The following is a 24,931-nucleotide window of genomic DNA, read 5'->3' on the forward strand; positions in this document are numbered from 1 at the left end:
TCCTGCGTGGGAATACATATCAGACTCAACACCATCACAGCGATGTAAGTGGTCACATCATCGGAAGCTTTCTGCTTCAGTGACCTGTTTGGTGCGCTATTGAGTCCATCGATCCAAGCGGCTTTGGGTGCCTGCGCCCCAGACGGTTTTTGAAAGACCAAAAACCGCCGAAAAAGTCTTTTTATCTTTGGCTTAAACGCGCGCCGGACAGGACCAATTTTTATCGCCATCCGTGGCGAGAAAAATTTTGAACAGACATCGTGTCTGTTCATCCTTTGGTTGTTCGTTGATTTGAGCTCATCGGGATTGATTGTTCCCACGCTCCCGCGTGGGAATACATATCAGACTCAACACAATCACAGCGATGTAAGTGGTCACATCATCGGAAGTTTTCTGCATCAGTGGCCTGTTTGGTGCGCTGTTGGATTCATCGGTCCAAGCGGCTTTGGGTGCCGCGCCCCAGACGGTTTTTGAAAGACCAAAAACCGCCGAAAAAGTCTTTTTATCTTTGACTTAAACGCGCGCGGGACAGGACCAGTTTTTATCGCCATCCGTGGCGATAAAAATTTTGAACAGACGTCGTGTCTGCTCATCCTTTGGTTGTTCGTTGATTTGAGATGTTTTATACGACGACGAATTGTTCCCACGCTCCCGCGTGGGAATACATACCAGACTCGATACAATCACAGCGATGTAAGAGGTCACATTACCGGAAGCTTTCCGCTTCTGTGACCTGTTTGGTGCACTATTGAATCCATCGATCCAAGCGGCTTTGAGTGCCTGCGCCCCAGACGGTTTTTGAAAGACCAAAAACCGCCGAAAAAGTCTTTTTATCTTTGGCTTAAACGCGCGCGGGACAGGACCAATTTTTATCGCCATCCGTGGCGAGAAAAATTTTGAACAGACGTCGTGTCTGTTCATCCTTTGATTGGTCGTTGATTTGAAATTTTTTGAATTGTTCCCACGCTCCTGCGTGGGAATACATACCAGACTCGACACCATCACAGCGATGTAGCTGTATTTCATGCACTTCGCTGCTCTTCATACTCGAAAACGGATATCTGCAATTATGTCTGAATCAAGGTTATCAATGGAAAAAGTAACTTTGTATGTTTCCCGGTTGTATCTTATCCAGCCTTTTTGGACCAATCCGGGAAGCTTTCTGGCTTCTCCCTTTTCATCGGGATCACCAAGAATTTTGATTACATCAGAAATAGATAAAGGTTGCTTAAAAAAATCTAACTCCATCGCAATATAGCGTTTACTTAAAGAGCTATGCGGGGACAAAAAAATAATATTTCTCAATCGATAATCTTCAAATATCAAATTAACCTGATCATCACAGCAAATAATATCATGCCGTCCGGATAAATCTTTATCAAATTGTGGAACATTCCCACCGATGAAAGAAGCGAAAGAAGAGTCCTTAATCAGGTCTTGGTATTTTTTTTGTAGCCATTCGGTAGGTTTACTCATATAACCCCCCATCTCTGTTTAGTTTATTTAATCTATCAAAAGCATCATTGATATCTTTGTTACTATAACCATGTTCTTTCAGGCAACCACGGATTACACTCATATCTTTCTTAGCTGCTGATTCTAAATCCATCGAATCGATAGTACTTTGCCGATCAGAGTTTCTTCCTCCATAAGTCCGGGAGCACTTTCTGTGAACTTCTGTAGGAATAGCTAACCCATTAGTTGCATTTTTTAAAGCTTTTATTTCCTCTGAAGTCAAATCTTCTCCATTTGATGCCCATTTTTCTATTGCTTTAAACGAAGGAATATGATCAATATCCATCCCATCTTTTACACTTCGGGGAGCTAAATCGCCATAAGTCCCGACTTCCAACGGCCTGACTTTCGGCTTTTTGGTTTGGTTATACACCACATAAAGCGGCTTCAGCCCCGTCTCAGCCGGGAAGACCAGAATATAATCACTCAGTTCTGACTCTGCAATTGGAGTGATATAAGTATTGTCGAATTCTCTGCCCTGCCCGGCCTGTGGATGAATCCAGATATCGTGGGTTTCCAGATCCGGAACTGGATTGACCAGAATCGGTTGACCGCCAAAATCGCCGGTGATCGGGATCCATTCAATCGTTAAACCTTCTTCAAGCGTCACTTCGAACTTGTTGCCATTTTGTGTCACTGTGCGCCTGGGAATGGCATCACCATCCACACGATAACCGTAGAGCTGGCCGGACTCGTCAACCCGTAAACGGATATTGGTTTCGACCATGTCACGTTGACGAATATCATCTTCACTGTAAAGCGTGCCGTCGCTCATTTGAGTTGGGGCAAATGCGGCCAGTATGCCGACCCGGCCAATGATTTTCATCGCCATACCGGGAAGCTCTGCCAGTGCCTGACCGGCGATTCTGGATAACATCAGCTCATCACTTCCCTGTGCAATGGCTGCCGCGTAAGCACCATACTGACCGAGAGAAGATAAAGATTCACACTGTGTTCCCATCTCGCAGGTACCAGCCGGAACCTGAGCGGATTTGGCAAAGATTTGTGGAACCGTTTTTTCTTCCGGTTGCTCTTCCGTTTGTTCTGCTTCGGCTTGTTTAGCGGCTGCTTTTTCTGCGGCTTCACGGGCCAGCACTGTCGCGAATGCCTGATCAGATTCACGCAGATTCTGTTTTCTCTGTTTGGCAAGCTTTTCTTTCACCGTCAGTGGCCTTGCTTCCGGTGCGGGTTTGGGTTGCGGGGATGCTTCCGGTTGTGGCGCTGCGGCAGATGATAACCCGCCACCACCAGAGCCGCCGCCACTTGTCCGGCGCTGACTGTGTTGCAGTTCATCGACATAAATTTCTGCCACATGTCTGAGTAACAGATTTTTCCGGGCATGTGGCGCATATTGCCAGCGTGTGATTTCTGCCCGGTGGCTGAGTTGTGGTTTTTCTTTACTGTGAGCGTAGCGATATACCGAGGCTCTGCTGAAACTGCCGCTACCGTGGTGATGTTGCATCATCAGCGTGATGGTTTCAGGACCAAAACGGGTGACTAAATCTGCCTGTTGTCTGAGTTCCCACTCAAGCTGTGACAAGGTGTTCATCGTGGTTTCAAAGCTGGCGCTGCCCTGTTGATATTGCCGGTAAATCTTACCGGACATCTCACCAGCTTCTCTTGCAAACCGCAATGAAGCCCTATTTGAAAACGAAGAAGCAGAAGAAAAACACCGGGAAGCCATGATTGACACGGAGGCAGAAAAGCGCTGCATAGCACTGTCGACCTCCCAGCTTTGATACAGTTCGGGACGTTGTTTGTTCATTGTGATATGACTTTGCGTTAAATAAATTCAATAGAGATTAAAATTAACCTCAAAAACGCATTTTATGGTTTTTACACAGCAAAATATACACTTGATTGCATTTTATTGTGCGCAGGGTGGATGATCAGAGGGCATATGGATTTGAGAATTGTTCAGCACGAGAGGTTCAGAATTTGAATTGTTCCCACGCTCCCGCGTGGGAATACATACCAGACTCGATACAACCACAGCGATGTAAGAGGTCACATCATCGGAAGTTTTCTGCATCAGTGGACTATTTGGTGCGCTATTGGATTCATCGATCCAAGCGGCTTTGGGTGCCTGCGCCCCAGACGGTTTTTGAAAGACCAAAAACCGCCGAAAAAGTCTTTTTATCTTTGGCTTAAACGCGCGCCGGACAGGACCAATTTTTATCGCCATCCGTGGCGAGAAAAATTTTGAACAGACGTCGTGTCTGTTCATCCTTGGATTTTCTTTTAATTGAACGTTTTTGTGGTGAAAAATCAGGGTTCATCCCCGTACATACGGGGAACACTGAGTGGTAATACAAATATCATTTCAGTTGATCGGTTCATCCCCGTACATACGGGGAACACTCTAATTGTAGATCACTGATTTCAATAAAGAAAATCAGCACTGCAAAATCTACCAACTTTTTTACACCCAAATACAGCCACTTTTTACCACCAATATTCATCCGCAAAAGCCAAATAATCCAATATCCTGCGGATAAAAAACCCGGACGGTTTTTTAAGGATTTCTGAGCAGGATGCGAATAAATCCGTTCCGCATAACGCGCACAAAAGTCTGACTAAAAAAGGATTTTGGGATACTTTTCATCCCTGAAAAGTATCTGGGGCGCGTGCACCAAATGCCGCTTGAATCAACCAAACGAATCAGCGCACCAAATATTCCACCAAAGCCAAAATCTGCCAGATGAGTGAACCCAGTCACCCGACACACAATCCATTCACCGCATCCCGCAGTTTCGGGAAGAAAATATCCGTGAAGAAGTTAAACGGGCTGGTTTGACCGGGGGTATGTGTGTAGATCGCCCACGGGTCGAGAATCACAGAACGGATACACGGCACCGCATCGACAGAGACGCCCGCAGGATAAACCCGGTTCGCCAGCGAATCGATAAAGGTATTACCATAGTCCGACCGGTGGAAAGTGGTCATAGAAACAAAGATCTGATCCGCGCCTACTTCCACGCCCGGCTGAACACTCAGTTGTTCAAACAACTGAGTGTTCAGTGCTAACGTTCTGGCTTCTGAGTCATCCTGCTTGTCGATAAATACATAATCGACAATGTTTTGATCGCCGGAGATTGCCCGCAGGCATTCAATCACTTCTGCCGAATTCATCAACATCTCTTTGCCGGCCTGTGCTTCCCACAGCAAGCGGATCAGTTCGGACTTATGTTCTTCCGGCACCTGCGGCAACGGATGCAACAGCTCAACGCGGAACTTATCATCAGGGAAAACACTGCCCAGCGTTGCCATATAAAGGTAGAACAGCTTCGAGTTCAGCATGCTCTGATTAATCAAATCTCCATAACCCCGCTGATCCGGACGAATCACCTGATGGCTGAGAAAGACCGCCGAAGCGGCCGCGCCGGGTTTGGATCCTTCAATGCCGGAATCCCCGATATTGCGGGTGCTGATGCCTTTCTCCTGACCTCCGGATGAAATATACGGCGCGGTAAATCCAAGCAGATTAATCACATTTTCATTGCGGTAAGTCAGGCTGCCTGCCGGATAAGGGATATAACCCATTTTATGCGGGTCGATGGTCACGCTGTCACACTGGTGAATCCGGCACATGCTCTGATAAACACTGTCACGGAACCAGCTGCTCTGATTGGTGAACATCTCTGTGGGCTGTGTCGCTTCATTCATCTCAAACGGCCTGCGGATACAGGCCATAAAGTAACCGCCCCACGCCGCATCGGTATGAATCGCATATTCAAACGGAGATGTCGTGTCCTGACGATACGCTTCACGGATTGCCAGCAAACTTTCCACCGGATCGACCGCCCCTTCTTCCGTACTCCCGACAACTGCAACATTCAGCAAGATCGGTTTTTTATGCGCCTTACAGGTATCCAGTACCCGCTGTAAGAGCGTTGTATCCACCCGGCCTTCGTGATCGACATAAATATTAAGCAACGCATCATCCTGAATCACATTGATATCGGTGAGCTGGGCTTCACTCAGCCCGGACTGCCCGCCCCCCATGCCAAGCAATGAGGTAGATTTGACCCACGAATAATGTTTACTCGATGGCACCACAATCGCTGGCGTATGAATCTTTTCCGGTTGCAGATACTGATGACTGAAGAAACTCATTCCTTTGGCATTGAGTGAATACTTACTGCCCAACAGTTTCCAGACGGCACTTTCTTCCTCACCGGTAAGCTGCGCTATTTGGCCCGGCAGTGCCAGACTTTCGTCCTGAGTCAGATTCATCAGCTGCCATGCGCTCGCCCGTGCCAGTAACTGACCATCTTTCAGCTTTAGTTTGCCACTCAGAGGCTGCCACGCCGGATTCACACCTAACGCATATTTGATGCCCAGCGGCATATATTTCAGCTCCCGCGCCGCCCAGACACTTTCGATGTTTGCCACCGTTCCGTCACAGGTGATATGGCTCCAGGCATGTAACTGGTCATCGTCGTTTTCCTCCGTCAAAGGGCGAATCGAAAAACCCGCCATCTGCGCGATATCGTTGGCTGCCAGAATCTCCAGCAAGGTGGTCGCTGGTGCAGCCTGTGGCGTCACATTATTCTGATTTTGCAGCATCCCCGCCAGATAACCGAGCACAGAAGGTAAAGTCACATCCCAGGTCATATGCCCCTGATAACGCAGGCTGGAAAATGGCACTGAATAGCGGGTCAGAATATCCAGTAAGCTGTTACTTTTTTCAGCAATATCCAGTTTCGCCTGCTGATAAGGTGCCGAAGCTTTCACTTCCTGCGTAATATAAGCCGGGTCACCGGGAAACAGCTCAGCCCGGCTGTATAAGGTCTCTTCAATCACCCGGGTGACCAGATTTTTCACCATATCCAGATTTTCGCCTTTCGTGCCCATAAACCAGGCGGCAATGGCTCTGTCATCCTGAACCTGCACTTTGTCCAGCCCCTGGCTGAGAAACTGTTTTAACTCAGACAATACGCTGCCTGAAACCACAGGGCGGCCGATGGTTTTCTCCATGAGAGTTCTCCTCATTCGATCACTGTTATCCATGGCCGGAATAAAACAGGTACTTCCTTAAAATGACACCCAACCAAACGGTGGAAGACCTGAACATCTGGCCGTACAGATACATCACGCCTGCCTGACGGACAACCGGCGAATCCCCGGTAAGAATAGTACATAAATGAAACCAGATGACTATTTATACCTGAAGTTATACCTGAACCTATACCTGTACTTATTCCTGAACGACCGGACGTTTGGGTGTATGCTGGGGGCCCTGCCCTCCCAGGCACGGAAGGTCTGCTTCCCGATATCTGCCCCGTGACCAAAAGTGGCGTATATTTACATATGGGTTCAATTCAGAAAACATCGTATAAAGGACACATACCATGAAAAGATCAGTGCTGATCACCGGTGGAAACAAAGGAATCGGGCTTGAAGTCACCCGGCTGTTTTTGAAGCAGAGTTATCAGGTGCATGTGCTGGCGCGTGATTTCAGCAATTTTGAATTCTCTGGCGTACCCGATGTGCACGAGATTGAGTTCGACTTAGCCGAAACCAATGAGATTGCGGATGTGGTGGAAGAGATAGGTGATATCGATGTTCTGATTAACAATGCCGGTATGATGTTAACCCGCACTTATGATGATTACCCTGATGAAGCCATCAGCCAGACCATGAAAGTGAATCTGGAAGCACCGGTGAAGCTGATGACGGAAGTGTCCAAATCGATGATCAAAAATCAGTACGGCAGAATCGTCAACAATGCCTCTGTGGCAGGTCAGATCGGGCACCCTGACGTGTGGTATGGTATCACCAAAGCCGGGCTGATCAACGCAACCAAGAGCTTTGCTAAACTGCTCGGGCCGCAGGGAATTCTCGTTAACTGCGTCGCACCCAGCCCGGTCGAAACGGACATGCTGCACTGCATTCCCGAAGCCCGTCAGGCACAATTTAAGTCCGGCACCATTCTCAACCGGTTTGCCACCGACACCGAAGTCGCAGAAGCGATTCGCTGGCTGGGAATCGACGCACCGGACTACATGAACGGCATGTGTCTTGATATTAATAACGGGTCTTACATGCGCTGATGAACATACAAGCCTGCACTCTGAGTTTCGCCTGAGAAAATCGTCACACGAACGAGTTAATCTCGTCATATTGACGTAATACAGGCGGATAGATTACACTCAATCTAAGCAGAACAAGCGGAGATGCAGAATGATGAATCATGTGGCTCACCGGTCCGAACACAAGGCTTCCGACCAGCTTAATGCTATTTTCCCGGATGTTGATTTACTGACAACCTCCGGGTATTTCAAAGCGGTTTCCAACGGCGTGAGCGGCACCAATCTGAAAGACATTATTGCCGTGATTTCTGACCGGGATATTTTTGCCCGGGTGATGGGCAAAGATAAGTCCAACCTGAGCAAGAGCTACCGGCTGGTCAAACTCCCGGCTTTGGTTGGCGATAATGTGATTGATACGGTGCGGGTGTATATGCAGGCCAGCGACGTTTATGGCTCATTAGCGCTGGCAAAAGAGTGGCTGAACACACCGATTCCGGCACTGGGCGGTGAAGTGCCGCTGGATATAATGGACACGCCCGCCGGACGCGAACTGGTACGACAAATATTACGTAAGATCGAATACGGCGAATATTCATAATGAAGCTCTACCGGGTCACAAACAAGTGCTTTGCCGATGTTTACTCTGGCCGCGGAGCCAGTTTTGATGATGGTGCCCGCTGGAACAGCGCCGGTCATCCGGTGATCTATTTCGCGCTGGATATGGGCACCGCGCTGGTAGAAGCCGCGAATTATCACCCCACCCCACGGCTGGTGCCCGCATCGCACTGCAAAGCGATTTACAACGTCTCACCGGAGATCGCCATCAAACGGCTGGATCAGCAACAACTGCCCGAAGACTGGCAAACCATGCCTTACCCGCAAAGCACCCAACAGATTGGCGATGAATTTTTACAATCGCAGCAAGCCCTGCTGTTGTTGGTGCCGAGCGTTGCGGTTGGCATCGGTGAACTCTCCGTTGCCGTCGCCAACCCGCTCCATCCGCAAATCAGTCACATCACACTGGAAGAGATCATTCAGCCGGTGTATTCACCGCGGATGTTCAGCGGGCTCAGATCTTAAGCTTCTGTCGCCTGACTTTGTGATCTGCCGGGCGTTATCTCATTCTTTTTTCATACTTGTTTTAACCTGAAGCCTGTTAATCTGAAGGCTATTGGCAATCACCCAACAACCGCAATATCAATACTTTCCGGCTTCACTTTTCCGGTCCAGTACATCCGGCTGGCGATTTGCTCTGCCAGTTGCAGATAAAGTTGTGTGTGCTCGCTATCCGGCCTTGCGACAACAGTCGGGCGACCGGCGTCGATGTCTTCCCGCACATGCAGGTGCAGCGGAATTTGTGCCAGCAGCGATAAACCATAGGTTTGCGCCATCTTCTCTGCGCCGCCGGTACCGAAGATATATTCTTTATGACCGCAGGCACTGCAACGGTGATAACTCATATTTTCCACCAGCCCGACCACCGGAACTTCCACCTGATTGAACATGGTCACCCCTTTGCGGGCATCGGCCAGCGCTAAATCCTGCGGCGTGGTCACCACAATTGCGCCGGTCACCGGAATCTGCTGTGACAGCGTCAGCTGAATATCACCGGTGCCTGGTGGCATGTCGATCACCAGATAATCCAGGTCCGGCCATAAGGTGTCATTGACCAGCTGACCCAACGCTTTGGAAGCCATCGGCCCACGCCAGATCGCCGCATCATTTTTATCGATCAAATAACCAATCGAGTGATTATAAAGACCGTGTGCTTCCACCGGCAGCATCCACTTACCATCTTTGACAGAAATATCCGCATCCATCGTGCCCAGCATCATTGGCACTGACGGCCCGTAAATATCCGCATCCAGTAATCCGGTTTTCGCCCCGGATGCTGCCAGTGCCAGCGCCAGGTTCACCGCCGTGGTCGATTTCCCGACCCCGCCTTTGGCTGAGGTGACCGCAATAATGTTTTTCACCCCTTTCAGCGGCTGCTCAACATGCGTCACCAGAGCTTTGGGTGCCACATGAACATTGATTTCATACTGCGCAGGTGGCTGATTGACCGCCAGCCACTGACGCAGTTCCTGTTGCAGGGATGTCGCCGCAAACGGCAGGTCAATATGAAAAACAGTCTCGCTTTGAGCACGAATGATACCGGGCTGTGAGGCCCAGTCTGCAATGAGGCTTGTATGGGAAAATTGATTGAGCCAGGCCACCAGCTCGCCCGGAATGGGATACGCCATAAATATATCTCCCGAAAAGATTTTTGGCATATGCTACCACTCTGCTACCTGAAGCTAAAGTCTGAAAGCCATACGTCAGGCTATCTTTCAAGCTATTTTTCAATCTATCTATCAAACTATCTTTCAAATTATCCGGGGCAAACAACCGGAAAAAGTGGTGATGAATCCAGATGACTCTTTGCGTAATCCCTGACATCAGGTACTATTAACGGCTATTGATTTTGTGTGGTTTTTCACATATCTCATCAATATCCAAGATTCCTTTAAAATTTTTGTATCACCGCAGGCAGCAGGTAAAGGATTTTCCGGCTGTAACGGGGATATTTCAGACAGAGCGAAGAAATTGAGTATGGCAACTGAACCGAGAAAAATTCTGGTAACCTGCGCCCTTCCATATGCTAACGGTCCGATTCATTTAGGCCACATGTTAGAGCATATTCAGGCGGATATCTGGGTACGTTACCAGCGCCTGAAAGGCAATGAGATCCATTTTATTTGTGCGGATGATGCTCACGGCACGCCGATTATGCTCAGAGCACAACAAATGGGAATCACGCCTGAAGCGATGATTGCATCGGCCAGTGAAGAGCACCAGAAAGATTTCGCCGGATTTAACATCAGCTATGATAATTATCACAGCACCCACAGCGAAGAGAACCGCGAAATCTCTTCTTATATTTACCAGCAGTTAAAAGCCAATGGCTTTATCTCCAGCCGGACGATTTCTCAGCTGTATGATCCGGAAAAAGAGATGTTTCTGCCGGACCGTTTTGTCAAGGGCACCTGTCCGAAATGTAAGTCAGAAGATCAATACGGCGATAACTGCGATGCCTGTGGTGAAACTTACAGCCCGACTGATCTGATTAATCCGAAATCTGCCGTTTCCGGCGCGACGCCGGTGATGAAAGATTCCGAACACTTCTTCTTTGATTTACCACAGTTTGAAAGCATGCTCAAAGAATGGACCCGCTCCGGCTCACTGCAAACCGAAACCGCCAACAAAATGCAGGAATGGTTTGAATCCGGCCTGCAGCAGTGGGATATCTCCCGCGATGCACCTTATTTCGGCTTTGAAATTCCGGGTGAAGAAGGCAAATATTTCTATGTTTGGCTGGATGCCCCGATTGGTTACATGGGCTCATTTAAAAACCTGTGTGACAAACGCGGCGATTTAAACTTTGACGAGTACTGGAATAAAGACAGCAAAACAGAGCTGTATCATTTCATCGGTAAAGACATCGTTTACTTCCACAGCCTGTTCTGGCCTGCAATGCTGGAAGGTTCAGGCTTCCGCAAGCCTGACAATGTGTTTGTTCACGGCTATGTCACGGTCAACGGCGCGAAAATGTCGAAGTCCAAAGGGACATTCGTCAAAGCGGCGACGTATCTGAATCATATGGATCCCGAGTGTCTGCGCTATTACTATGCTGCCAAACTGAACAGCCGCATTGATGATCTGGATCTGAATCTGGAAGACTTCAGTCAGCGGGTGAACTCAGATATCGTCAACAAGATTGTCAATCTGGCATCGAGAAACGCAGGTTTTATCACCAAACGTTTTGGCGGTCAGCTTTCTGCCAATGTTGCCGAACCTGCCCTGTATCAATCATTCATCGATACCGCAGAAAAAATCGGTGAATATTTTGAAACCCGTGAGTTTGGCCGGGCCATCCGTGAAATTACGGCTCTGGCAGATAAAGCCAACCAGTATGTCGATGAAAAAGCGCCGTGGGTGATTGCCAAAGAAGCAGGCAAAGATCAGGAATTGCAGGATATCTGCTCAATGGGCATCAACCTGTTCCGTGTGCTCATCACTTATCTGAAACCGGTGATGCCAGAACTGGCGGCCCGTAGTGAAGCCTTCCTCAATGAAACGCTGGACTGGAATGTGATTGCCAAACCACTGGTCAGCCATGAAATCAGCAAGTTCAAAGCGCTGTTCAGCCGGATCGAGCCAAAGACAATCGAAGCCATGATTGAAGCCTCGAAAGAAGATGCGGCGGCAGAAAAAGCCATCACTCAAAAAAAACCGGCAGCAGAAGCGGAAACAGAGCTGTCCAAAGACCCGATCGCGGATGAAATCGAATTTGATGATTTTGCCAAAGTTGATCTGCGGATTGCGAAAATCATTTCCTGCGAAGAAGTGCCAAAAGCCAACAAGCTGCTGAAACTGGAACTGGATATCGGTGGTGAAACCCGTCAGGTATTCTCCGGCATCAAATCGGCTTATAAAGCCGAAGAGCTGGTGGGCAAATATACCGTGATGGTGGCCAACCTGAAGCCGCGTAAAATGAAATTCGGCATGTCTGAAGGCATGGTTTTAGCCGCTGGCCCTGGTGGCAGTGATATCTGGCTGCTTGAACCTCATGAAGGTGCGCAGCCGGGTATGCGCGTGATGTAAGACAACCGGAATTTTCAATCTCCGTGTCAGCTTCAAATCCCGGTCTCAGCCGGGATTTTTATTGGCTTTCACCCCTGAAGGGACAATTTCTCCAAAACGCTTTTCTCCGGCGACGTTTCCTGAAACAGTTTCCGTCCCCTCCCCAAAACAACAACAAACGCATCATATTGGTGCACTGCAAATGTAAAATATTTGTTAAGCCAATGATTTTCATCATAAAAAAAACTGGCACTATCTCTGCTTTGATCAGAAAAAGAAATCCAGATGCGTGTTCAGACACAACCTGCGGAGTATATTCAGCTTCTCGTCATTCCTTCCTGCCGCATAAGTCAACCCATCCGGTATCAGCGCAATAAATGGATTGTTGCGCCATCACTTCAGAGGAGTTTGGTTATGTTCGTCGTGATTTCAATGATCATTTCTGTAGGGATTCTCGGACTGATGTTCTGGCTCGCCAGACAGCGTGAATCGGGCCTGAAACACAAATATGCCTTACTGAGCGACCTCCGGCAGGTACTGTATACTTGTCGGCAACACCGCCATATCACCCACATGGCATTGATGTCGGGTGAAATTCGCCGGACTGAAAGCGCTCCCCTGTCAGATCTGCTTATCAAGAAATCACAGCACTTAATCACGATTGCCCGGTCAGACAACAAACCTATGTATCGGGTGCTGCAGATGAAACTGCGCGGCTTAATCAAAAACTGGCCGGATTATTCAGTCGCCCGCAACCAGATGGTGCACGGAAAAGCCATCCGACATTGTATGTTTCTGATGGATGAGATCATTTTGTCCTGGCTGGTGGAAGTGAACCGGGAAGATTTAACAACGGAATATCACATGAACTGGCAACAGATTGTTGATGCCATGGATGCCCTGACGCAGCTCAGGATTTGTATTCAGGATATGGAGAAAGAAGACGGGAAAATCCGGATTCAACACAGTGCGGATATGGTGTGCAGAAAAATCAATCAGCTGGCCGTCATCAGCCCGCTGTCGGTGGCAGCTCCGGATTGTGTTCGCTCATTACAACAGCTGGAGAAAATCAGTCAGGGGGAAGAATATCAACTGGATGCAGAAGCGATGTATCAACTGACCGCAGACGTGTCACTGAATATTTCGCATGTTTATGACCAAATGCTGGGAGAGCTGACTGAAAGTCTGTATGTGCCTCTCCCAAAGTCACTACCGGCCTGACGGATAAAGACTCCTGACCGATAAAAAAATCAGAGTAAGCGACGGGCCGCACCAACGACAGCACGAATCGATCTGGCTTCAATATCCTTGATGATGGCGTGATCAGGAATTTCTTTTTGTGTCCGGTTAATAATCACACCGGCAATACATCCACCTCGCAGACCTGAACTGCTGCACATGGTAAACAGGGTGGCAGCTTCCATTTCAAAGTTCAGCACTCCCATTGACTGCCACTCAGCCACTGAGCCCTGAAAGCGTTTGACAACCCGGCCTGAGAATGTGTCATAGCGCTCCTGTCCCGGATAGAAAGTATCACTGGACGCTGTGATCCCGGTATGAACCGTCCCTTCTTCTTCAGCCGCTGCTTTAAGAGCAACCATGGCATCAAAGTCGGCAACCGCCGGAAATTCCATCGGCGCAAAATGCTGGCTGGCACCATCCAGACGCACCGCACCGGTGGTCACAATCAGGTCACCTACATTCACATCAGGCTGAATCGCCCCGGTTGTGCCGACCCGCAGAAAAGTTCTGACACCAAGCTGAGCCAGCTCTTCCACAGCAATAGATGTCGATGGTCCACCAATCCCGGTTGAGCAAACGATCACCGGCTTATTATCAATCAGGGCCCGGTAAATCGTAAATTCACGATGGCTGGCCAGAAAGACCGGTTCATCCATCTGATCCGCAATTTTCTTTACCCGCTCCGGATCACCCGGCAAAATTGCGACTGTTGCGCCACCCAGATCGGCTTGCGTCACTCCAAGATGAAAAACAGCATCAGACATGATTTATTTCCTCGTTTCTTTATTGGTTCGGTAATGTCGGTTAAACAGACCCAAGTCATCTCAGGCTTAACCTGATTTGACAACTTTAACGAAGACCGGCGTTCAAGTTCAGATTGCAGATCACAAAAATCATATGTTTGTTTTATTGTTTTTCATGAAAATAAAATATTGATCACAATTGAGATGAAGTAATGCTTAAACCGATCACATTTCGTCATTCATAAAAAAGCCCCGTCAATTCAGACAGGGCCGAAAATCAGTCCAGGTTCCCCCCTGAAGGGCGAACCACAGCTAAACCTGATGTTGAAAACAGGCAACGAGAGATTTTTCAATCGCTTTGAGCACAGAGCGACGGGTGATAAGTCCGACCAGACGGTTGTCTTCTTCTTCAATCACCGGATACACTTTTGGCCGGCCCACTTTCATCATATGTGCCAGTTCAATAATCGATAACTCAGGAGAGACAGCACACACTTCCCGATTCATACAATCACCAACCACATGGGTATCCTGACAGTGATAACCCACTTTCACCAGTTTATCCAGCAAGTCCTGCTCAGACAGGAAGCCAATCACCTTACCGGATTCATCCACAACCGGACCGCCAAAGTGTTCGGAGTGAATCACTTTTTCCAGTGCAATAGACAACGTCATTCCGGAATCAAACGTCACCGGGTGACGCGTCATATAATCTTTAACTTTCAGTGAGTCCATCGCAATCTCCCTCAGATATCACTTTTCATCCGTTCAGGATACTTTTCATCCATTCAGGAAACTTTTTATCCGTTCAGGATAAGTGTCGTCTAATTTCTGATAATTGCTAAATGAATCTGACCAAATTTATTGATTAAATCTATATATTGATTGAATAATATATATACCCAAGCAACCGGAATCATTTCTCTTCTGACAGATCGGGCTCAGTTTTCTTCCCACCGCTGTGCCGCCTGATGATCGCTCTCCCGCGAATCCAGCCAGCGGTCACCGGTATCAGCCCACTCTTTTTTCCAGAAGGGTACTTTGGTTTTCAGAATATCCATAATGAACTCACAGGCAGCAAATGCAGCGTTGCGGTGCGCACTACTGACACCGACAAAAACAATTTGCTCTCCGGTCCGGATGCGTCCTACCCGGTGAATCACACAAATTTGCAGCAGAGGCCATTTACTGGCCGCCTGATCACAGATGTCCTCCAGCACTTTTTCGGTCATGCCGGGATAATGCTCAAGCGCCAGACCTGACACTGGCTCACCCAGATTGTGATTACGGACTTTTCCGACAAAAGTGGCGACAGCCCCGGCTGCCGGATCCTGAGATAATCGCTCATATTCTTCACCAACAGAGAAATCTTCCTGCTGAACCCGGATTATATGCGCCATTTCAACCTCCTGTGACCGGCGGAAAGAAAGCAACTTCATCCCCGTCAGCCACTGAAGCTTCAGGCTGTACAATCGTCTGGTTCACTGCCATCAAAAGTCTCTCGGGTTCCATCGCCAGTGCCCATTTATCTGACCGTGTTGCCAGTGAGTCCCGCAGCGCCTGAACTGTTGCAAAATGTCCTTCCACTTCAATTTCATCCAGACCCAGTATTTCTCTGGTCTGCGCAAAGAATAAAACTTTAATCATAATGCCACCTTAAAATCACCTGATTTCCCGCCGGATTTTTCCAGCAAACGAACCTGACTGATCACCATATCTTTCTGGATGGCTTTACACATGTCGTAAACGGTTAATGCGGCGACCGATGCCGCAGTCAGCGCTTCCATTTCCACGCCGGTTTTTCCTGTCAGGCGACATACAGATTCGATCCGCACCGCTGATTTTTCTTCACAGGCTTCCAGCCGGACTTCTGCTTTAGACAGCAACAGCGGATGGCACAAAGGGATCAAATCCCACGTGCGTTTTGCGGCCTGAATACCGGCAATCCGTGCGGTGGCGAACACGTCCCCTTTATGATGGCCACCGGAAATAATCAGTGTCAGCGTTTCTGCAGACATATGTACCCAGGCTTCAGCTCTGGCTTCCCTGACGGTTTCAGCTTTCGCAGAAACATCGACCATGTTGGCTTCACCGGCAGTATTGACATGAGTCAGTTCAGACATGTGTTTATTTCCCCAGATGCGGCATAAAGTTACACGGACGATGAGAGGCATCCATCTGCTGTTCAATCACTCTTGTCCAGGCCGTTTTACAGGCATTGGTTGAACCCGGCATCGCAAATATGACGGTATGGTTGGCAAACCCGGCAAATGCCCGCGACTGAATGGTTGATGTACCAATTTCTTCATAAGACACCATCCGGAACAATTCACCAAACCCTTCCACTTCTTTATCAAACAGTGGCAATACAGCTTCCGGTGTACTGTCGCGGCTGGTGAAGCCGGTACCACCGGTGATCAGAACAGCCTGAACATTGTCATCGGCAATCCAGTTTGAAATGACTGCGCGGATTTTATATTTATCGTCAATCACAATTTGCTTGTCTGCCAGTTGATGTCCGGCATCTTTCAGCGCTTGTGCCAGATACTGCCCTGAAGTATCGTTTTCTTCGGTGCGTGTGTCAGAAACGGTTAATACCGCAATTTTTGCTGGTTTGAACTCTGATTGTGCATGACCCATGATATTCACCTGTCATTAGAGGGTTGAAAACCGGTTAAACCGGGATAATGAAATAGTTGGGAGAATGGCTCTGCTCCGCCTGAAACCGGCAGGAATGCCGCCATTATCCTCCGATAGATGCAAGATGAGGCGTCGCGCCCGTATCACCCTGATGTAAAAAGTGTCCGGATGCTTTCTGCCCGAGACCTGACTGAATCCGCGCCATTAACGCCGCTTGCTGATTGTCCTGCTGAAGCAGATCGCGCAGATCGACACCGGATTCACCAAACAGACACAAATGCAATTTGCCGGTTGCCGAAACACGCAGCCGGTTGCAGGTCTCACAAAAGCCGTCTTCGTAGGGCATGATCAGGCCAATTTCACCCTGATAATCCGGATGCCAGAACACCTTGGCCGGGCCATCATTACTGGCGCGGACTTTTCTTTGCCAGCCCTGCTCCTGCAGCGCACGACACAGCACCTGACCTGAAGAATGATAGCGATCAAAGTAGTGGTCCATTGCTCCGGTCTGCATCAGTTCAATAAACCGAAGCTGAACCGGACGATGTTTAATCCACTCTAAAAAAGCCGGTAGCTGGTGGTCATTCTGGCCCTTCAGCAAAACGGCATTGACTTTCACCTGAGTAAAACCGACTTCCAGTGCCCGTTCAATGCCACGCATCACCTGATCAAATTTGTTCTCACCGGTGATTTGATGAAACATTCTCGGATCAAGGCTGTCCAGGCTGACGTTAATATTGGTCAGTCCGGCCTGTTGCCACTGTGCAACGGATTTTTCCATCCGGAAGCCATTGGTTGTCATCGCCACTTTTTCGATTCCCGGCGTCGCCGCAACCTGCCGGATGATTTCGGTAAAATCACGCCGTAAGCTGGGCTCTCCACCGGTCAGGCGAACTTTTGTCGTGCCACAAAGGGCAAATGCCTGAACCACCCGGCGAATTTCGGGCAATGAGAGGAAACAGGGACGTTCTTTCCCTGCCTGATACCCATCGGGTAAACAATAGGTACACTTAAAATTACAGACGTCCGTCAGCGACAGACGTAAATAGTAGAATTTACGCTGAAAATTATCTTCAAATTGTAGAGCCATGGAACACCTTTCCAAACACGGGAGGCAAGATCATTTCCAACCTTACCCTTGGGCCAAAATTCGGCCACTGGTCTGAAGTGCCTATCTTCTTCCGCTCTGTTCTTGTGCCGAACACACCTGAACGGCACCGGCAGAGTGAGTGACTTAGCTCATCAGACTCGGAGCTATGGCAATCATAAAAACAGTCTTATATCAACCAGATGCATTCACCGGGATATTAAAACATTCTCACAATCAACATCGGTTCACATGTTTACAAATTTTTTTGAATCGATCTAGCGATCAATGACAAAAAAATAGCTAAAAGTTATAAAATCTCTGAAAAATTTTATTTATTATCAATAATTTTTATTAATGAATTATAATTATTTAGTTGTAGTTATATATACCGAAGCGATATGTTGCAGATGCTTGGGTATATACACATGCGATTGAACGAGACATGATGGATATTCATAAAGAAAAAAAAGTTGTCGCCATTGGTGGCGGACATGGTCTTGGGCGTGTTTTAGCCGCATTACGTCATTTTGAAGAGAATGCGACTGGCATTGTGACAACCACAGACAACGGTGGTTCCACCGGCCGGATCCGGTTATGCCAGGGCGGTATTGCCTGGGGCGACATGCGAAACTGTATCAATCAGTTGATCACCACCCCTTCGATTGCATCCATGATGTTTGAGCACCGCTTTCGCGGTCAGGGAGAGCTGGACGGACACAATCTGGGGAACCTGATGCTGACAGCACTCGATAATCTGTCTGTTCGTCCTTTAGATGCAATCCAGCTGATCCGGACGATGCTGGATGTGTCGGTCAATATTGTACCAATGTCTGAATATCCAGCAGATCTGAGTGCACTGACGACCGAAGGCGAGGTTGTTACAGGAGAAACCAGTGTTGATAAAATGGATGCAGAACTGACGCGGATCGATATCTCACCGCAAGTCCCTGCCACGCACGAAGCGATCAGCGCGATCCGGGCAACAGATGCGATTATTCTTGGCCCCGGTAGTTTTCTGACCAGTGTCATGCCCCCGCTGCTGCTGTCTGAAATCGGTAATGCGATTGCCAAAAATACCGCCGCAAAACTTATCTATATTGAAAACTTATCTCCGGAGTTCGGCCCGGCCAGTAAAATGGATTTAAATCAGAAGCTCGAATGGTGTGAAAGGGCTTGCGAAGGACGGCCGGTCGACGTTGTGCTCTGCCATCAACAGCTCGAACACTTCAGCCACCGGCAAACCCGGCTGGTGATTCGCGATCTGGCCTCGCCGAATAAAGAGTGGCGTCATGAGCGGGAAAAACTCAGAATGGCGCTGGAAGAACAGCTGACAGATGATCAGTAAATTCGCCGCTTCCCGGCCGGGAAATGGTGACAGGAGTGTGCTGAGAGCACCCTACAGGAGCGTTTGACAGATTCCGGCGCATTGGTCGCCGGAACCATGCTGAAAAATGCGCCAGTGAAAGAAAAAGTCAGACGGTGACAGATTCAGGACTGAAAGCCGCATATGTTTCATGCGTTTCATGCAGCATTTCCATAAAGATTTGCGTCTCCTGATCAATCTCTCCCAGCTGTTGTTGTTTAGCCCGCATATCAATATCGATTGCCAGTGCACACAGCCTGTCCGCACCGAAGCTGGCTGCGCTGCTTTTGAGCGCGTGACTGATTTCTTTTAAATGATCCACCCGTGCCGGTGTATCTGCTGCAGATAACGTTTCCTGATACGTTGTCAGTTCATTCAAAAAAATATCCAGCAGGACAGGAACATTTTCCTGACCGATTTCCTTTGCCAGTGTTGCAATTTTTTCCTTATTGAGTAAATCCATCATCATATCTAAGCTTTCTCTTCTGCATTCCAGGACTGAAGTTTCCGGTAAATTGTTGAAGGACTGACTTCAAGATGGCCAGCCGCTTTGGGAATATTGCCTTCACAGGCTTCAATCGCCCTTTCTATCGCCATTTTCTCTGTCATCCATAACGGATAAATATCCTGTACCGACAGTTTGTTGTCTTCTTCCTGCGGATGAATTAAGCGCAAATGTGTTTCTTTTGGTTTGTTCAGTGGCGGGGGCAACATATTCAGCGTAATTTCCCGGCCGGCATTGAGCACGACGACATTACGCAAAACATTCTGTAACTGGCGGACATTGCCCGGCCATTCATAATGGATAAACCGTTCTGTCACTTCTGATGACAACCGGACGAAATCCTTTCCTTCTTCCTTGGACATATAGCCCAGAAGTGAGTAAGCAATTTCAATCACATCATTTTCCCGCTCACGTAGTGGTGGCAGATGTAGCGGAATCACATATAACCGGTAGTATAAATCTTCCCGGAACCGGCCTTCCTGCACTTCTTTCCACGGGTCACGGTTGGTGGCGCAGACAAACCGGACATCCACGCTTTTCATACGTGAAGAGCCGACTTTCTGGAAAGTACCGGTCTGAATAAACCGTAACAGTTTTGTTTGCAGGTCAAGATCCATTTCACAGAGTTCGTCCAGAAACAGCGTGCCGCCATCGGCAAGCTCAGCGGCACCCTGCCGATCGGTTGCTGCGCCGGTAAACGCACCTTTCACATGACCAAACAGTTCACTCTCAATTAAATCTTTCGGGATTGCTGCACAGTTAATCGCGATAAAAGGTTTATCACCCCGTTTACTGGCAGCATGAATCGCTTCAGCGCACACCTCTTTACCGGTGCCGCTTTCGCCGGTAATAAAAATACTGGCTTTACTGGATGCTGCTGAATCGATAGTCCGGTAAACATCCTGCATCATCTGGCTGCTGCCGATGAACCCCTGATAATTTTGGCTTGTCGCATCAGGCGTTGCTTTAATTTTGCTGGCTTTGCGAATCGCATTATTGACCGTGACACGAAGCCGGTTCGCTTCACATGGCTTAATCAAAAAGTCCTGCGCACCATGACGCATCGCCTCCACGGCTGTTTCAATTGAACCATGCGCCGTCATGAAAATCACCGGTACGTCCGGATAGATAACTTTCACTTCTCGCAAAACATCCATTCCGGTCATATCCGGTAAACGGAGATCCAGCAGAATTAAATCCGGCTCCCGTTTTTGCAAACTATCCAGAGCTTCTTTCCCTGTGCCCACGATGGTGATGTCGATATCATCCAGCGGCATCAGATAAGAACGGTAAAGTACAGCAACAGATGCCGTATCTTCAACCATCAGCAGATATCTGCTTTTTTGTGTCGGTTTTACTGATTGCATATCCCAGCCAGGTCCATTGATTTTTCTTTGCATTTTGCATTATTTTTGCATTTGAAATTGCAAAATGCAAATCAGTTTTCACCGATTCTCTGTCTTTTGTTAAGAAAGTGCTCTCAAGACACAAAATCACCGGATTTTATTCTGGCACAAATACTGCAAAAGATTATTATGACCCATTTGGGTCACCTAGCCAACTGACGTTGTTAGTGAATATCATATTCACATTCTGACAGCCAATAGACTCAATGCTATTGGCTTTTTTTTATCTGTTACCTGATGCGGTATACATGTCAGTTTTTTTACCTTTCGGGTTCTGCGCCACCGTGAACGAATTTTTTACAACTGTGCTTTTAGTTTAGCTGTTTACAATGAATTGCTGGCGTAGTTTTTCAATTTCATCGCGTTTTTTGGCAGCCTCCTCAAATTCCAGATTCTGGGCATACTGATACATCTGTGATTCGAGCTTTTTAATCTCTTTCTCAAGCTGCTGTGGTGACAACGCGGCATAACCAGCATCAGACTCAGCCACTTCAGACAATTTCACTTGTGGGCGTTTGCGCTGATTTCGGGTTTTGGCAATATCACCAATTTCCATAATATCTTTCACGTCACGGTGCAATGCCTGCGGCTGAATACCCAGTTTCTCGTTATGGGCCTGCTGTTTTTCACGACGCCGGTTGGTTTCATCCATCGCCCGCTTCATCGACCCCGTCACTTTGTCTGCGTACAGAATCGCCTTGCCCTGAATATTCCGGGCCGCCCGGCCAATGGTCTGAATCAGTGATCGCTCTGAGCGCAGGAAGCCTTCTTTATCTGCATCCAGAATCGCCACCAGCGAGACTTCAGGCATATCGAGTCCTTCCCGAAGCAGGTTGATTCCAACCAGCACATCGAATTCGCCCAAACGGAGATCGCGGATAATTTCAACCCGTTCCACTGTATCAATATCCGAGTGAAGATAACGCACCCGCACACCGTGCTCATGCAGATATTCCGTTAAATCTTCGGCCATTCGTTTGGTCAGCGTCGTCACCAGCACCCGTTCATCTTTCTTCGCCCGGATACGCACTTCTGACAGCAAATCATCCACCTGCGTTGCAACCGGACGCACTTCCAGCTCCGGATCCAGCAAACCGGTCGGCCTGACGACCTGTTCAACCACCTCACCGGCTGATTTTTCCATTTCATAAGCGCCCGGAGTTGCCGAAATAAAGATCGTCTGCGGCGCCAGCGATTCGAACTCATCAAATTTCAGCGGGCGGTTATCCAGTGCCGAAGGCAGGCGGAATCCGAATTCAACCAGTGTCTCTTTTCGCGAGCGGTCACCTTTATACATCGCGCCAATTTGAGGCACGGTCACATGGGATTCATCGATAATCAAAATGCCATCATGCGGCAGATAGTCGAACAGGGTCGGCGGCGGCTCGCCAGGATTTCGTCCACTCAGATATCGGGAGTAGTTTTCAATTCCGGAGCAAAAACCCAGCTCATTCATCATTTCAATATCAAACTGAGTCCGCTGACTGATCCGCTGCTCTTCCAGAAGCTTATTTTCTTTAGTAAACCAGCCCTGACGTTCTTTCAGCTCAGCTTTAATCTCCTCAATCGCATCAAGAATCCGCTCACGGGGCGTCACATAGTGCGTTTTGGGATACACGGTAAACCGGGGCAAATCACGCTGAACAATCGCACCGGTCAGCGGGTCGAACAGACTGATGACTTCAATCTCATCATCAAACATTTCCACCCGGACCGCTTCCTGCTCTGACTCTGCCGGAAAAATATCAATCACTTCACCACGGACCCGGAACTGACCCCGTTCAAAACCCACATCATTGCGGGTATATTGCAGCTCGGCCAGCCTTCTGAGCATTGCCCGTTGATCAGCGACATCACCACGGCGCAGATGCAACATCATTTTGAGATAGGAATCGGGATCCCCCAAACCATATATTGCGGATACAGACGCCACAATGACCGCATCTTTACGCTCCAGTAGTGCTTTGGTGGCGGAAAGACGCATCTGCTCGATATGTGCGTTCACCGAAGCGTCTTTCTCGATAAAGGTGTCCGTTGTCGGCACATAAGCTTCAGGCTGATAGTAATCATAATAAGAGACGAAATACTCGACGGCATTGTTCGGGAAAAACGATTTCATTTCACCATAAAGCTGCGCCGCCAGGGTTTTATTCGGTGCCAGCAAAATCGCCGGTCTTTTTGCCTGAGCGATCACATTGGCCATGGTGAATGTTTTACCGGAACCCGTTACCCCCAGCAGTGTCTGGTGTGCCAGACCAGAATCCAGCCCGTCAAGCAATTTGTCAATCGCCTCTGGCTGGTCCCCGGATGGCTGATAAGCGGAAACCAGTTCGAACGCTTTACTCATGTTTATCCTCTGAATGTTCACCTCATCTGAATCACAATTTACCTGAATGGTCAGGATAAACAAGGCAGCACACCCTTGATTGATGCACTTTCCTGAATACATCCTGTTCCTGATGAAATTCCAGATATGAGTATGATGATGAACATAAATCACTTATATTACAAAAATTAAATGATTCATTTATAAAATGTCACACAACTATCTGAAAATAGTCTATTTTTTAATATGCCACTCTCTGCATTGACATAAAAAGGAGCAACGCTTGGTGTTTGAGAACAAAAATATTATTGTGGGTAAGTCCAATCATGTTTTTACAAATCTGTATATTGATATGCTCATTCACAACTGTCATATCCACCCGGACAACCTTGGCTTAATCACTTTAGACGATGAGAAAAATACCTGTCTGCCCGCTGAACATGATATTTTTATTGATTATTATAAAAATTATCAACTACAAGAACTTTCAACAGCCAAAACTATCACCTTTATTTCCTTAAATGCCTATAACAGCTTTTTGATTCAGGCATTACTGGATTTCTCCGGTGTGAATGCTGATAAAATATATATCCATTTAACTGAAGATGAGCTGAGCCGATGGAAAGAAACCCATGAGCAGTATGGTGAAATTCGGGAGACAAAAAAGAATAGTGTCAGTTCTTGCTGCCTTTCTGTATTACCACGGATCAAACATTTCATCGCATCAGAGCAAGCATTCAGGCCGGAAATGGAAATCCTTCTCAAACGAACTGATTTTACTATTGTTGATGCCAGGGACGCTTTTTCTGTGATGCCGGTACAACTACTTAACAAATTCAGGGAATTATACTCTGAACAAACCCAGCATACCCAACCGGAAAATAAAATTCTGATTGGTGCTAAACGCGGTGTTTTCAAATATCTTGAAATCATTTCTTTTTTGCGGGCATTAGACAAGGCGGGAATCCTGCGGGATTATAAATATATGATCTTCACTTATGAAAAAAGAAAGTTTTTCAGAGTGATGATCGATCTTTATTGCCTTTATTTAAGACATATCAGAAAAACAATCATTGATATCAGCTATCCGACAGTAACCAACAGCGTCACATATAATGCATTGCTCGTCTCATGTTCTCATATCATTTTACAGCCAAGAGGCAGTATGACCAGTGTCAAAGAGTTCATTAAAATGGGACGGGGCGTGGTTCACGTTGAAAAAGATACCCGTAATCATCTGGAGTTAACATTAAGTGTAGGTGTGGACGTTGCAGCATACTCTGACCCGGCAGAGCTGGCCGAAAATATCAAGAATAACCACATTGATATTCATGCAAATCAACTTAAAGTCACCCAACGATTTAAAGATAGCTTTGCAAAACTAAACGCACTTTATAAATAAGGCTCCTGACTAACTGACCGCAATTCACGACGTCCTCATGT

23 protein-coding genes and 1 riboswitch are annotated in these 24,931 nt (G+C 47.8%); of the genes, 8 read left to right on the forward strand and 15 right to left on the reverse strand.

What is annotated here, in order from left to right; translation table 11 throughout:
• Positions 1-513: 513 nt before the first annotated feature.
• The 4 genes from OCV29_RS11190 to OCV29_RS11205 all read right to left on the reverse strand — a co-directional run bounded on the left by OCV29_RS11190 (position 514) and on the right by OCV29_RS11205 (position 6,495).
• Positions 514-1,026 carry a hypothetical protein gene (locus OCV29_RS11190; protein ID WP_139281671.1) on the reverse strand — a complete coding sequence of 171 codons (513 nt, stop codon included), beginning with the start codon at positions 1,024-1,026 and terminating at the stop codon, positions 514-516.
• A 15-nt stretch (positions 1,027-1,041) separates the two neighbouring features.
• Positions 1,042-1,476 carry a hypothetical protein gene (locus OCV29_RS11195; protein WP_084193466.1) on the reverse strand — a complete coding sequence of 145 codons (435 nt, stop codon included), beginning with the start codon at positions 1,474-1,476 and terminating at the stop codon, positions 1,042-1,044.
• Positions 1,469-3,280 carry an S-type pyocin domain-containing protein gene (locus OCV29_RS11200; RefSeq protein ID WP_073605321.1) on the reverse strand — a complete coding sequence of 604 codons (1,812 nt, stop codon included), beginning with the start codon at positions 3,278-3,280 and terminating at the stop codon, positions 1,469-1,471. The genes OCV29_RS11195 and OCV29_RS11200 overlap by 8 nt, the downstream gene beginning before the upstream one ends.
• Positions 3,281-4,230: 950 nt before the next feature.
• Complete coding sequence (locus OCV29_RS11205) at positions 4,231-6,495, reverse strand: pyridoxal-dependent decarboxylase (RefSeq protein WP_073605319.1); 2,265 nt, start codon at positions 6,493-6,495, stop codon at positions 4,231-4,233.
• 374 nt (positions 6,496-6,869) lie between these two features.
• Between OCV29_RS11205 and OCV29_RS11210 the strand changes: the two genes are divergently transcribed.
• The 3 genes from OCV29_RS11210 (at position 6,870) to OCV29_RS11220 (ending at position 8,630) form a co-directional block, all read left to right on the forward strand.
• Positions 6,870-7,571 (forward strand): SDR family NAD(P)-dependent oxidoreductase, encoded by a 702-nt coding sequence (locus OCV29_RS11210; RefSeq protein ID WP_073605318.1) that lies wholly within the window; start codon positions 6,870-6,872, stop codon positions 7,569-7,571.
• A gap of 130 nt (positions 7,572-7,701) precedes the next feature.
• Positions 7,702-8,148, forward strand: coding sequence for an MbcA/ParS/Xre antitoxin family protein (locus tag OCV29_RS11215; protein ID WP_084193465.1), 447 nt, complete (start codon positions 7,702-7,704; stop codon positions 8,146-8,148).
• Entirely contained in the window at positions 8,148-8,630 is a 483-nt protein-coding gene (locus tag OCV29_RS11220; protein WP_073605317.1) for an RES family NAD+ phosphorylase, read from the forward strand. The genes OCV29_RS11215 and OCV29_RS11220 overlap by 1 nt, the downstream gene beginning before the upstream one ends.
• Positions 8,631-8,728: 98 nt before the next feature.
• Here OCV29_RS11220 and apbC read toward each other — a convergent pair whose 3' ends face one another.
• Positions 8,729-9,793, reverse strand: a complete 1,065-nt coding sequence (gene apbC, locus OCV29_RS11225; protein WP_073605364.1) for an iron-sulfur cluster carrier protein ApbC — start codon at positions 9,791-9,793, stop codon at positions 8,729-8,731.
• Positions 9,794-10,142: 349 nt separating this feature from the next.
• Here apbC and metG point away from each other — a divergent pair, with 349 nt between their 5' ends.
• The 3 genes from metG (at position 10,143) to OCV29_RS11240 (ending at position 13,394) form a co-directional block, all read left to right on the forward strand.
• A complete protein-coding gene (metG, locus tag OCV29_RS11230) occupies positions 10,143-12,194 on the forward strand; it encodes a methionine--tRNA ligase (RefSeq protein ID WP_073605363.1) in 2,052 nt (683 codons plus the stop codon).
• A 61-nt stretch (positions 12,195-12,255) separates the two neighbouring features.
• Positions 12,256-12,381, forward strand: a complete 126-nt coding sequence (locus OCV29_RS11235) for a hypothetical protein (RefSeq protein WP_261887322.1) — start codon at positions 12,256-12,258, stop codon at positions 12,379-12,381.
• Between the two features lie 206 nt (positions 12,382-12,587).
• Positions 12,588-13,394, forward strand: a complete 807-nt coding sequence (locus OCV29_RS11240) for a hypothetical protein (RefSeq protein ID WP_073605362.1) — start codon at positions 12,588-12,590, stop codon at positions 13,392-13,394.
• A gap of 29 nt (positions 13,395-13,423) precedes the next feature.
• On the opposite strand, the gene udp is transcribed toward OCV29_RS11240, so the two are convergent.
• The 7 genes from udp to moaA all read right to left on the reverse strand — a co-directional run bounded on the left by udp (position 13,424) and on the right by moaA (position 17,888).
• Positions 13,424-14,179 (reverse strand): uridine phosphorylase, encoded by a 756-nt coding sequence (udp, locus tag OCV29_RS11245; RefSeq protein WP_073605316.1) that lies wholly within the window; start codon positions 14,177-14,179, stop codon positions 13,424-13,426.
• A 291-nt stretch (positions 14,180-14,470) separates the two neighbouring features.
• On the reverse strand, positions 14,471-14,893 hold the full coding sequence (locus OCV29_RS11250; RefSeq protein WP_073605315.1) for a CBS domain-containing protein: 423 nt from the start codon (positions 14,891-14,893) through the stop codon (positions 14,471-14,473).
• A 206-nt stretch (positions 14,894-15,099) separates the two neighbouring features.
• A complete protein-coding gene (moaE, locus tag OCV29_RS11255) occupies positions 15,100-15,558 on the reverse strand; it encodes a molybdopterin synthase catalytic subunit MoaE (RefSeq protein ID WP_073605314.1) in 459 nt (152 codons plus the stop codon).
• A gap of 1 nt (position 15,559) precedes the next feature.
• Positions 15,560-15,805, reverse strand: coding sequence for a molybdopterin synthase sulfur carrier subunit (gene moaD, locus OCV29_RS11260; RefSeq protein ID WP_073605313.1), 246 nt, complete (start codon positions 15,803-15,805; stop codon positions 15,560-15,562).
• Complete coding sequence (gene moaC, locus OCV29_RS11265) at positions 15,802-16,281, reverse strand: cyclic pyranopterin monophosphate synthase MoaC (protein WP_073605312.1); 480 nt, start codon at positions 16,279-16,281, stop codon at positions 15,802-15,804. Before moaC ends, moaD begins: the two co-directional genes overlap by 4 nt.
• Before the next feature lie 4 nt (positions 16,282-16,285).
• Complete coding sequence (gene moaB, locus OCV29_RS11270; RefSeq protein ID WP_073605311.1) at positions 16,286-16,798, reverse strand: molybdenum cofactor biosynthesis protein B; 513 nt, start codon at positions 16,796-16,798, stop codon at positions 16,286-16,288.
• Between the two features lie 103 nt (positions 16,799-16,901).
• On the reverse strand, positions 16,902-17,888 hold the full coding sequence (gene moaA / locus OCV29_RS11275) for a GTP 3',8-cyclase MoaA (protein ID WP_073605310.1): 987 nt from the start codon (positions 17,886-17,888) through the stop codon (positions 16,902-16,904).
• Positions 17,877-18,064, reverse strand: a riboswitch (molybdenum cofactor riboswitch). (Overlaps the previous gene by 12 nt.)
• A 269-nt stretch (positions 18,065-18,333) precedes the next feature.
• Between moaA and yvcK the strand changes: the two genes are divergently transcribed.
• Positions 18,334-19,233, forward strand: coding sequence for a uridine diphosphate-N-acetylglucosamine-binding protein YvcK (yvcK, locus tag OCV29_RS11280; RefSeq protein WP_073605361.1), 900 nt, complete (start codon positions 18,334-18,336; stop codon positions 19,231-19,233).
• A gap of 127 nt (positions 19,234-19,360) precedes the next feature.
• Here yvcK and luxU read toward each other — a convergent pair whose 3' ends face one another.
• From luxU to uvrB, 3 genes are all read right to left on the reverse strand, one after another.
• Complete coding sequence (gene luxU, locus OCV29_RS11285) at positions 19,361-19,717, reverse strand: quorum-sensing phosphorelay protein LuxU (RefSeq protein WP_175561598.1); 357 nt, start codon at positions 19,715-19,717, stop codon at positions 19,361-19,363.
• A gap of 5 nt (positions 19,718-19,722) precedes the next feature.
• Positions 19,723-21,123, reverse strand: coding sequence for a quorum-sensing sigma-54 dependent transcriptional regulator LuxO (gene luxO / locus OCV29_RS11290; RefSeq protein WP_073605359.1), 1,401 nt, complete (start codon positions 21,121-21,123; stop codon positions 19,723-19,725).
• Between the two features lie 355 nt (positions 21,124-21,478).
• Complete coding sequence (gene uvrB, locus OCV29_RS11295) at positions 21,479-23,509, reverse strand: excinuclease ABC subunit UvrB (RefSeq protein ID WP_073605358.1); 2,031 nt, start codon at positions 23,507-23,509, stop codon at positions 21,479-21,481.
• A 265-nt stretch (positions 23,510-23,774) separates the two neighbouring features.
• Between uvrB and OCV29_RS11300 the strand changes: the two genes are divergently transcribed.
• Positions 23,775-24,890 carry a hypothetical protein gene (locus OCV29_RS11300; RefSeq protein WP_073605357.1) on the forward strand — a complete coding sequence of 372 codons (1,116 nt, stop codon included), beginning with the start codon at positions 23,775-23,777 and terminating at the stop codon, positions 24,888-24,890.
• Positions 24,891-24,931: the final 41 nt, after the last annotated feature.

This window comes from Vibrio aerogenes, from assembly GCF_024346755.1.
Classification (GTDB): Bacteria; Pseudomonadota; Gammaproteobacteria; order Enterobacterales; family Vibrionaceae; genus Vibrio; species Vibrio aerogenes.

Coding starts and splice junctions, on each gene's coding strand:
- luxO (WP_073605359.1), bottom strand. CDS start 21,123: ATGCAATCAGTAAAACCGACACAAAAAAGCAGATATCTGCTGATGGTT.
- OCV29_RS11190 (WP_139281671.1), bottom strand. CDS start 1,026: ATGAAATACAGCTACATCGCTGTGATGGTGTCGAGTCTGGTATGTATT.
- OCV29_RS11250 (WP_073605315.1), bottom strand. CDS start 14,893: ATGGACTCACTGAAAGTTAAAGATTATATGACGCGTCACCCGGTGACG.
- udp (WP_073605316.1), bottom strand. CDS start 14,179: ATGTCTGATGCTGTTTTTCATCTTGGAGTGACGCAAGCCGATCTGGGT.
- luxU (WP_175561598.1), bottom strand. CDS start 19,717: ATGATGGATTTACTCAATAAGGAAAAAATTGCAACACTGGCAAAGGAA.
- OCV29_RS11205 (WP_073605319.1), bottom strand. CDS start 6,495: ATGGAGAAAACCATCGGCCGCCCTGTGGTTTCAGGCAGCGTATTGTCT.
- yvcK (WP_073605361.1), top strand. CDS start 18,334: ATGGATATTCATAAAGAAAAAAAAGTTGTCGCCATTGGTGGCGGACAT.
- uvrB (WP_073605358.1), bottom strand. CDS start 23,509: ATGAGTAAAGCGTTCGAACTGGTTTCCGCTTATCAGCCATCCGGGGAC.
- moaE (WP_073605314.1), bottom strand. CDS start 15,558: ATGGCGCATATAATCCGGGTTCAGCAGGAAGATTTCTCTGTTGGTGAA.
- metG (WP_073605363.1), top strand. CDS start 10,143: ATGGCAACTGAACCGAGAAAAATTCTGGTAACCTGCGCCCTTCCATAT.
- moaA (WP_073605310.1), bottom strand. CDS start 17,888: ATGGCTCTACAATTTGAAGATAATTTTCAGCGTAAATTCTACTATTTA.
- apbC (WP_073605364.1), bottom strand. CDS start 9,793: ATGGCGTATCCCATTCCGGGCGAGCTGGTGGCCTGGCTCAATCAATTT.
- OCV29_RS11215 (WP_084193465.1), top strand. CDS start 7,702: ATGATGAATCATGTGGCTCACCGGTCCGAACACAAGGCTTCCGACCAG.
- OCV29_RS11200 (WP_073605321.1), bottom strand. CDS start 3,280: ATGAACAAACAACGTCCCGAACTGTATCAAAGCTGGGAGGTCGACAGT.
- OCV29_RS11240 (WP_073605362.1), top strand. CDS start 12,588: ATGTTCGTCGTGATTTCAATGATCATTTCTGTAGGGATTCTCGGACTG.
- OCV29_RS11210 (WP_073605318.1), top strand. CDS start 6,870: ATGAAAAGATCAGTGCTGATCACCGGTGGAAACAAAGGAATCGGGCTT.
- moaD (WP_073605313.1), bottom strand. CDS start 15,805: ATGATTAAAGTTTTATTCTTTGCGCAGACCAGAGAAATACTGGGTCTG.
- moaB (WP_073605311.1), bottom strand. CDS start 16,798: ATGGGTCATGCACAATCAGAGTTCAAACCAGCAAAAATTGCGGTATTA.
- OCV29_RS11195 (WP_084193466.1), bottom strand. CDS start 1,476: ATGAGTAAACCTACCGAATGGCTACAAAAAAAATACCAAGACCTGATT.
- OCV29_RS11220 (WP_073605317.1), top strand. CDS start 8,148: ATGAAGCTCTACCGGGTCACAAACAAGTGCTTTGCCGATGTTTACTCT.
- moaC (WP_073605312.1), bottom strand. CDS start 16,281: ATGTCTGAACTGACTCATGTCAATACTGCCGGTGAAGCCAACATGGTC.